Below are 734 nucleotides of genomic sequence, written 5' to 3'. Positions count from 1 at the left end.
AGCGCAGCGGTCATATCGGGTCGCAACACGTCGCCAGTCTTTCAGCTTTGCGAACATGTTTTCGATCAGATGGCGCTTTTTATACAGATGCCAATTGTAAGGTGGCTTTGATTTCCGGTTCTTCTTCGGCGGAATACAGGCTGTGATGTTCCGGTCTGCAAGCGATAACCTGATCTGCTTGCTATCGTAGCCTCTGTCACCAATGACTTCTTCTGTCTCATCGGGGAGGTCTGCCAGAAGCACGTCTGCGCCTCTGAAGTCACTGACCTGTCCAGCAGTCAGATGAAGGCGGACAGGTCGGCCCTGATCATCGCAGACGGCATGAAGTTTTGAGTTCAGGCCGCCTTTTTTCCGTCCGATATGGCGGGGAAAAGCCCCTTTTTGAACAGGGACGCCGATGTCCGGTGTGCCTTGAGATGTGTTGCATCGATCATCAGACGCTTCGAACGGCCAGCCTGTTCTGTCAGGGCGACAAAGATCCTGTCAAAAACACCCAGGCGGCTCCACCGGATAAAGCGGTTGTATAAAGTCTTGTGTGGACCATACGCTTTTGGAGCATCCTTCCACTGAAGGCCGTTGCGGAGGACATAAACGATCCCGCTCAGAACACGCCGGTCATCCACGCGTGGCACTCCGTGCGCCAGAGGAAAAAACGGCTCAATCCGCTCCATCTGGCGCTCAGACAACAAAAATACCTCACTCACAGGCCTACCCTCCATCGGTAAGCCTGTGAA

1 protein-coding gene is annotated in these 734 nt (G+C 53.8%); it reads right to left on the bottom strand.

Going from position 1 to position 734, the window contains the following annotated elements; translation table 11 throughout:
* Positions 1 to 704 (bottom strand): IS5 family transposase gene (locus JK213_RS15800; protein WP_211571907.1). Its coding sequence is split into 2 segments (ribosomal slippage), with 705 coding nucleotides annotated over them: positions 1 to 371 and positions 371 to 704; the frame shifts between segments, so codons are not numbered across the junction. This gene is flagged as partial in the annotation.
* Positions 705 to 734 lie beyond the last annotated feature (30 nt).

Source organism: Gluconobacter sp. Dm-44 (genome assembly GCF_018256175.1).
Lineage (GTDB): Bacteria > Pseudomonadota > Alphaproteobacteria > Acetobacterales > Acetobacteraceae > Gluconobacter > Gluconobacter cadivus.
This window is presented reverse-complemented; position numbering and strand designations above follow the sequence as displayed.